The organism is Helicobacter sp. 11S02629-2, assembly GCF_002272875.1.
GTDB lineage: Bacteria > Campylobacterota > Campylobacteria > Campylobacterales > Helicobacteraceae > Helicobacter_I.
In genome coordinates, this window is the sequence record NZ_MLAN01000030.1 from 1 (window position 1) to 4,592 (window position 4,592).

Annotated in this window: 7 protein-coding genes; 5 read left to right on the forward strand and 2 right to left on the reverse strand. The window is 30.6% G+C overall.

Annotated elements, in window-relative coordinates; all coding sequences use genetic code 11:
• The 5 genes from BKH40_RS08425 to BKH40_RS08445 form a co-directional block, all read left to right on the forward strand.
• The coding region (locus BKH40_RS08425; protein WP_143428484.1) for a type II toxin-antitoxin system RelE/ParE family toxin at nucleotides 1–236 on the forward strand (236 nt) is incomplete at its 5' end.
• 177 nt (nucleotides 237–413) lie between these two features.
• Nucleotides 414–923, forward strand: coding sequence for a hypothetical protein (locus BKH40_RS08430; RefSeq protein ID WP_095278580.1), 510 nt, complete (start codon nucleotides 414–416; stop codon nucleotides 921–923).
• 184 nt (nucleotides 924–1,107) lie between these two features.
• Nucleotides 1,108–1,407 (forward strand): hypothetical protein, encoded by a 300-nt coding sequence (locus BKH40_RS08435; RefSeq protein WP_095278581.1) that lies wholly within the window; start codon nucleotides 1,108–1,110, stop codon nucleotides 1,405–1,407.
• A gap of 15 nt (nucleotides 1,408–1,422) precedes the next feature.
• Nucleotides 1,423–2,148 carry a hypothetical protein gene (locus tag BKH40_RS08440; protein WP_095278583.1) on the forward strand — a complete coding sequence of 242 codons (726 nt, stop codon included), beginning with the start codon at nucleotides 1,423–1,425 and terminating at the stop codon, nucleotides 2,146–2,148.
• Nucleotides 2,149–2,336: 188 nt separating this feature from the next.
• Nucleotides 2,337–4,058, forward strand: coding sequence for a terminase gpA endonuclease subunit (locus BKH40_RS08445; RefSeq protein ID WP_095278584.1), 1,722 nt, complete (start codon nucleotides 2,337–2,339; stop codon nucleotides 4,056–4,058).
• A 121-nt stretch (nucleotides 4,059–4,179) separates the two neighbouring features.
• Here the strand turns inward: BKH40_RS08445 and BKH40_RS08450 are convergent, their stop codons facing one another.
• Nucleotides 4,180–4,407, reverse strand: coding sequence for a hypothetical protein (locus BKH40_RS08450; RefSeq protein ID WP_095278585.1), 228 nt, complete (start codon nucleotides 4,405–4,407; stop codon nucleotides 4,180–4,182).
• The coding region (locus BKH40_RS08905; protein WP_219350161.1) for a hypothetical protein at nucleotides 4,404–4,592 on the reverse strand (189 nt) is incomplete at its 5' end. The genes BKH40_RS08450 and BKH40_RS08905, both read right to left, overlap by 4 nt.

Sequence of the window (4,592 nt, forward strand, 5' to 3'; positions counted from 1 at the left end):
CTCATATAAATAGATATAGCATACAAAATGCAAGAAATTTTAATAAAGAAGTAAAACAAAAGACACGCAACCTGTTAACTGCCCCCTTCATCGGTCGCCCTGCCCATTATGATAAAAATATCCGTGAGCTTATTTATAAAGGCTACTGCATCCCCTACGTAGTAAAAGGCAAGATCATTACAGTACTTGGCATCTATGGGGCTAATTTATGGAGTGAAAGTTTAGAATCTAACTAGACTTTTAAAGGGCTATTTTTGAAAGATTTTTTAAAAGTTATATCCTGATATACTTTATATGTCTTTATATGTATTAATAATATAAAATAAATATTTATATATTTTTTTATAAATTTAGTATATTTTTTATAAAATATATGTTATAATAATACATATAAAAAAAGAAAAGGATAAAAAATGACAAAAGTAGAAAACAGAGTAACTAGTTTAAAAGAAGTACAAGCACTAGAGGAAGAAATAATAAGAAACAATATTTATATTATTATGAGTAACCCTGCTAAAGATGAACAAATTGCTTTTTTTCAAAAACATTTTACAAGCTTTAGGTTTTGTGTAAATGTAGAAGTAGATTTTGAAGAGTATTGCACAGAAAAGTTTCCAGAATATGTTGATAAGAACAAAAATATATCTAATGCATATGATGAGATGATTTATGCAACAAGTTTATGCGATGATCTAAATGAATATAATGATGAAGCAAAAGAAGCTATGCAAGAATATATATCAGTATTTTCTAAAGAGTGTGGTGAAATAATAGAAGACATTGTTTATGATCAATTAGTGAATAAGTATGAACTTCTAAAAGAATTAGAAGGAGAAGAAGAACAAGAAAAATTATTATTAATTGAAACAAATGATTATGATCCAAAAAAGTATTTTGAAGAACTTCGTGAAGTAATTAAGTAATTTAGATTTGTATTTATGTTGAAGAGATTTATTAAAAAGGTTGTTTATCGTTTTGATAAAACAAGCTGTAAATCAAAATAGAATTTATTGAAAAAATAAATATATAAAAAGACATAAAATTACTTTAAAATATTTTAGATATAATTTTATATAAAACTTAATCTACAATACAAGGATGAACAAAATGGCTAATTCTATAGACACATGCGAGTTTAAAGAAAAAAGAATACAAGGACAAGGTGATAATCAAGGGTTAGGGGAATTTATTCCTGCGAAAAAGATGGGTAGACCAAAATTAGAAAAACAAAAAGAAAAAATTACATTATTTATAAACCCTAAAACATTAGAAGATCTTGATAAAGTTTGTAAAATTTATGGTGAAAAATTAGGCTGTGAAATTACTAGAGCTATGGGCATTAATATGGCATTAACAAATTTTCTAAAAAAACCTGAACAAGATTTAATAAGCAACAATAAAAATTAAAAAAGAATAAAACACATGAAAAATTATTATAAAGAGATGCTTGTTGTTTCTAAACCTATCAAATTTAATAATCCACTAAAAGCAATGATTGACTGGGACTGCTATGAAATAGATTTCTATCACAAAATAGATTTTATATACATAGCTAAGTCTTTACAGTTTGGAGTTAAATTTAATGAACCTGATTTTTTTATGGATGTGGAAGATTTTATTGATAATCTTTTTAATACTCTTTGGGGTTGCTTTTTGGAAAGATATTTAAAATTTACACCTCAAAACAAGGCAATGTTTTATGGAATTTTTGACAGTGAATACATAACCTCCGAATTTGAAAGTTTAATCTATGGCTTATATGATGACTGCTTAAAATATAAAGAAGCAGTTCAATGTGTATATCTAAAAAAATATTTCAATGCTAATTTTTTTAAAGATATAGTCAATTTTAAAACAATACAAGAACTTGAAAATAAACAAAAATCAATATTTTTATATGGCTTTGAAAACTTTATAAATTGGAACGCTTTAAAAGATGATGAGATTACTTCACTTAATGACCTTTTAAATCTACATCACAGAATTAAAGACAATAAATATATTCTTACGATATTACAAGAAAATTTTTTATATTATGTTTCATTATTGAATGAAAAAGATATTCAAGGCGGAGAAAAATTATCTAAGTCTTTAACCCTTTGTCTGAAAAAAAGTATTGACGATATGCAGATATATCTTATATTTTAATAATATTGAAAGGGAAAAAAAGGTGCTGATACCACCTTTTAAGTAATATAATATTGCCGTTTTTTAATAATTAAATCAATCTTTTTTGTCTTGTTTTTAAAGTTTTATCTATATGCACAGCTTAAATTTTTACGCAAATTAGTCTAAATGGCTATAATTTATAAAAATCTATAGTGGAGTGACAAAATTTGAGTGCTAGAGATTATTTAATTAAATGCTTTTGCGAAGGCTTTAAGCTAAAACCTCGCTACAACCTTTTAGAGTGGAGTGAAAGTTTTAGAATCTTAAGCCGTGAAGCAAGCTCAAACTTTGGTAAGTTTAAAGCCCACGCCTATCAAAAAGAGCCCTTGCTTGCTATATCAAACCCAAAAATTGAAAAAGTGGTTTTAATGTGGAGCTCTCAGCTTGGAAAAAGTGAGATTTTAAATAATGTTATAGGCTATTACATCCATCAAGATCCAAGCCCCATAATGTTCGTGCTTCCCACTGAAGACATGGCAGAAGACTACTCAAAACGTCGCCTCACTCCTATGTTTAGAGATACTAAATTAATAGGTGATCTAATAAATGCTAGAGAAAGCAACAACACCATACTTATAAAAAACTTTAAGGGTGGCAACCTTGCCCTAGTTGGTAGTAATACCCCAAGCAAACTTAGCTCTAAGCCTATAAAAGTGCTTTTAGCTGATGAGTTAGATAGATGTGAAAATACTAAAGAAGGCTTTAGCATAGATTTGGCGGAAAAAAGAACAGTTACTTTTTTTGACAGAAAAGTAGTAGTGGCTAGCACGCCAACTATTGCAGGGCGTAGTCGTATAGAAAAAGAGTTTATAGATTCTGATATGCGTTACTTTTATATAAATTGTCCAAATTGTAGCACAGAGCAGATTTTAGAATTTTCTCAAGTTTACTGGGATAAAGATGAAGATGGTGCCCCACTTTTTGATACAGTTCATTACAGATGTAAGGCTTGTGAAAAGCATCTAAATGAAAAAGAAAAAAATACCTGCGTAGCTAATGGAATATGGAAGTCTAAAAATCCTACCTCAACTAAAGTAGGCTTTTATCTAAATGCGCTTTATTCACCTTATTACTCTATGAAAGATATAGTTAAAAGCTTTTATGAAAGTCATAAAGATAGCACAAAGTTGCAGGTTTTTAAAAATACTATTTTGTGTGAGACTTTTGAACCGCCTTCCATAAAACTAGAAGAAGCTGAGTACTTTAATAGGCGAGAAGACTATGAGTTTAATTCTTTGCCTGATGAAATATTATTTTTAACTGCTGGGGTTGATGTACAAGGGGGCAGTAAGGCAAGATTAGAGCTTGAAATAAAAGGCTATGGCAAGGGCTTAGAAAACTGGGGGGTACTTTATACGCAGTTGTGGGGTGACCCTAAAGAAGATAAGGTGTGGGAAGAGCTTTATAAACTACTAAAAACTAGCTTTACTACAAAAAGTGGAAGAAAACTAACGCTTAGCATAACTCTAATTGACAGTGGTTACGCACAGGAGAGATGTTTGCTTTTTGCTAGGCTTGATAGTCGCTTTTTAATCACAAAAGGAGCTAGTGAGGCAACTTCTAAGAGGGAGTTTGTAAAGTTCCCGCCAACTAAGATAAACGGAATCTATCACTTTACACTAGGTACTTATGAAGGTAAAAATATACTCTTTGATATGCTTCAAGTACAAGAAAGTGGAGCAGGATACTGCCACTATCCTTTAACTTATGAAATGGAGTACTTTAAGCAGTTAACTGCTGAGAGGGTACAAAAGATAGAAAACGCTAGGGGTTATACTGCACTTCGCTGGACTAAGACAAGGGAGCGTAATGAGGCGCTTGATTTAAGCGTTTTATGTTTAGCAGGGGCTAAGATACTTATACGTGGAAAGGAAAAAGCCTACTTTTAGCATAAAGATAAGGCTTTTTTCATCTCTAATATTTCAAAATAGCGTAAAATCAAGCCCCGCATAGCCTTGCTTATCTTTTTGGTTTGCGTTAGGTGGTATTTTATAATTTTTTAAATCTGGTTCAATTGGCATCGTTTTTGTCCTTTTTGTGTTTTTCTAGTGTGCTTAGTAAGCTTTCAAGCTCTCTTGCTTTCTCATAGTAGCTTAAAAACGGCTCTACCCAAAAGGGTATACTTTGGATCTGCCTCCAGTTGGTTACTGTCTGATAGGCGGCACATGAGATTTTGGCGAACTCTTTTTTGTTTAATCCTAGTGCTTTAATCTTTGCTTCAAAGTCTTTATTAGTCATTTTTTTATTAAATCCTTTATTTCTGTGCTATAATTACCGCCTAACAGACGTAAATTTGTTAATGTTATAAGAGAGACAAAACCTCTACAAATACCTTTTTGAGAAGTCTCTCTTGTAATAAAAGCTTGCAAAAGCTTGTACACACACCTTTTAGGTGGCAGCCTGCTTGCCACTATCATTTCGCA